The sequence below is a fragment of the Mesorhizobium sp. M7A.F.Ca.CA.002.05.1.1 genome, assembly GCF_003998335.1.
Lineage (GTDB): Bacteria > Pseudomonadota > Alphaproteobacteria > Rhizobiales > Rhizobiaceae > Mesorhizobium.
Genome location: NZ_RZQI01000876.1, coordinates 1 through 2,446, shown reverse-complemented (window position 1 = coordinate 2,446; position 2,446 = coordinate 1). Strand labels below are relative to the sequence as shown.

At 60.1% G+C, this 2,446-nt stretch carries 4 protein-coding genes and 1 pseudogene; 3 read left to right on the top strand and 2 right to left on the bottom strand.

The window, feature by feature from the left end; translation table 11 throughout:
- From EN939_RS29880 to EN939_RS29870, 3 genes are all read left to right on the top strand, one after another.
- Positions 1-203 (top strand): NAD-binding protein (locus EN939_RS29880; protein WP_164751340.1); only part of this gene is annotated, 203 nt, incomplete at its 5' end.
- An 8-nt stretch (positions 204-211) separates the two neighbouring features.
- Positions 212-916, top strand: coding sequence for a DNA alkylation repair protein (locus EN939_RS29875; protein ID WP_127270838.1), 705 nt, complete (start codon positions 212-214; stop codon positions 914-916).
- A gap of 132 nt (positions 917-1,048) precedes the next feature.
- Positions 1,049-1,618: a DUF3299 domain-containing protein gene (locus EN939_RS29870; protein ID WP_127270836.1), complete on the top strand. Its 570-nt coding sequence runs from the start codon at positions 1,049-1,051 to the stop codon at positions 1,616-1,618.
- Positions 1,619-1,638: 20 nt separating this feature from the next.
- Here the strand turns inward: EN939_RS29870 and EN939_RS29865 are convergent, their stop codons facing one another.
- Both EN939_RS29865 and EN939_RS29860 read right to left on the bottom strand, forming a co-directional pair.
- A complete protein-coding gene (locus EN939_RS29865; RefSeq protein WP_006205209.1) occupies positions 1,639-2,130 on the bottom strand; it encodes an Lrp/AsnC family transcriptional regulator in 492 nt (163 codons plus the stop codon).
- 108 nt (positions 2,131-2,238) lie between these two features.
- Positions 2,239-2,446: pseudogene (locus EN939_RS29860) on the bottom strand (uracil-DNA glycosylase family protein); the annotation flags it as partial.

The window sequence follows — 2,446 nt, the reverse complement described above, 5'->3', positions numbered from 1 at the left end:
AGACGATGAACGCCGGCAAATATGATTTCGGCTTCGCCGTCGACTGGATGCGCAAGGATCTCGGCATCTGCCTGGCCGAGGCCGACCGCAATGGCGCCAGACTGCCGGTCACCGCACTCGTCGACCAGTTCTACAAGGATGTGCAGGCGATGGGCGGCAAGCGCTGGGACACGTCCTCGCTGCTCGCCCGTCTCGAAAAATAGGTTCCGCGGTGCCAGAGCTCTCGCCTCAATCCAGTGCTGCAGAAATCGTCGCCCATCTGCGCGCTATCGGATCGGAGGAGAACCGCCTCGGCATGTTGCGCTACGGCATCAAGATCGACCGTGCACTTGGTATCACGCACGGCATGCAGCGGCAGATCGCCAGGAAGATCAAACGCAACCACGAGCGCGCCTTCGAGCTATGGGACACCGGCATCATGGAGGCGCAGTTCATCGCCTCCGTCACGGCTGACTCGAAACGGTTTTCTGCTGAAGATGCAAGACGATGGGCGGCTAGTTTCGACTCCTGGGACATCGTCGACGGCGTCTCGGATCTCTTTGTCGATACGGACGCCTGGAAAGAACTGATCGCCGAGTTTGCGGCCGATGAGCGGGAGTTCGTTCGGCGCACGGCCTTCGCCATGATGGCCTGGTCCGTCGTCCACCGGAAGAAGGAGCCAGGGGCGACCTTCCTCTCCTTCCTGCCGATCATCGAAACGCATGCGAACGACAGCCGCAATTTCGTGAAGAAGGCCGTGAACTGGGCGCTTCGGTCGATCGGCAAACGATCGATGGACATGCACGGCGCTGCCCTGGCTGTCGCCGAACGGCTGGCGCAGTCGACCGACAGGACGGCGCGCTGGATCGGCAAGGACGCGGTAAGGGAGCTGTCCAATGCCAAGACGCTGGCGCGGATCGCCGCAAGGAAAGGCTGACGGCGCGGAAACCCGCTTTCCGGCATGTCTGGATCTCGCCGACATGTGATGCGGCTGCCGACATGTGATGGCGGGAGCGTTGACGTCGCTGACAGCGGCGTCTTTACTTGAGCTTCAAAGGGACGCGGGCCAATGAGCAATCCTCTGAAATCAACCATAATGCTCGCAGCGGCATTGTTTGTGTCCGCGGCCACAGATGCCTCGGCCGAGACCGCGCACATATTCTGGAAGGATCTGCGTCCGGCTACGCAATCCGCCGCCGAAAACGTCGGGCTGCCGATGATCGCGGCAAAATTGCCCGACCACGGCGAGACGCTGTCCCTCAACCTGCAGGACAAAAGCATTCAGCTAGCCGGCTATGCATTGCCGGTCGATCGCGATGGCGATCTTGTCTATCAGTTCCTGCTGGTGCCCTGGACGGGTGCGTGCAGCCACATGCCGACGCCCCCGCCCAACCAGATTGTCTTGGTCACGCCGGCTCGTCCCTACAAGATGTCCGAGGCGTATCAGCCTGTCGCGGTCACCGGCGCGCTGAAGCCGGACATGGAGAAGAGCCAGCTGTTCATCCTCGACGGCGTCAGCGTCATCCAGTCTGGCTACAGCGTCCGCAAGGCAGATGTGGTCGCTGTCGGCAGCGTGCCGGACACCGTCACCCTGCCGGTCAATTCTCCCTGGAGTTTCCTCAACAAAAAGAAGAACTAAGCAGGACAACCTGCTGCAGCTCAGGCGGCGTTGGCACCCGATTCCTTGTCCAGCACCATGTAGTCGAGCGGGATTTCGGTCGTGTACTTGATCTGCTCCATGGCGAAGGAAGACGACACGTCACGGATTTCGATCTTGGCGATCAGACGCTTGTAGAAGGCGTCGTAGGCGGCGATGTCGGGCACCACGACACGCAGGAGATAGTCGACGTCGCCGCTCATGCGGTAGAACTCGACCACCTCGGGAAACTCCTGGATGACTTCCGAGAAACGCCGCAGCCATTCATGGCTGTGCGAATTGGTGCGGATCGACACGAAGACGGTGACGCGCACATTGACCTTTTCATGGTCGAGAATGGCAACGCGCCGCTTGATGACGCCCTCCTCCTCGAGCTTCTGGATGCGCCGCCAGCAAGGTGTTGTCGACAGCCCGACTTTCTTGGCGACGTCGGCGACCGCGAGTGTCGCGTCCTCCTGCAAAAGGCGGAGGATTTTTCTATCGAGGCGATCCATATCGTGCTCCCAAAGGAATAGAATGCCTATACTCTGCCTTATCCAGGCCTTTCACAAGAAAGGAATTCTGCTGATCGGGCAAAAAGCGAGTGATTTCTTGCTGAAAGGTCAGCCGAGGCGATAGCGGATTTCCGAACGCAGAAAAGGCAGCAAATCCATTTCAAACCATGGATTCTTCTTCAGCCAGCCGGTGTTGCGCCACGAGGGATGCGGCAGCGGCAACACTTTCGGACCGACGGAATTCTCCCAGATGGAGCGCCAATCCATGACCGTTTCCGTCAGGGAGGGCCGGCGCGCCGCACCCATATGCCAGGAC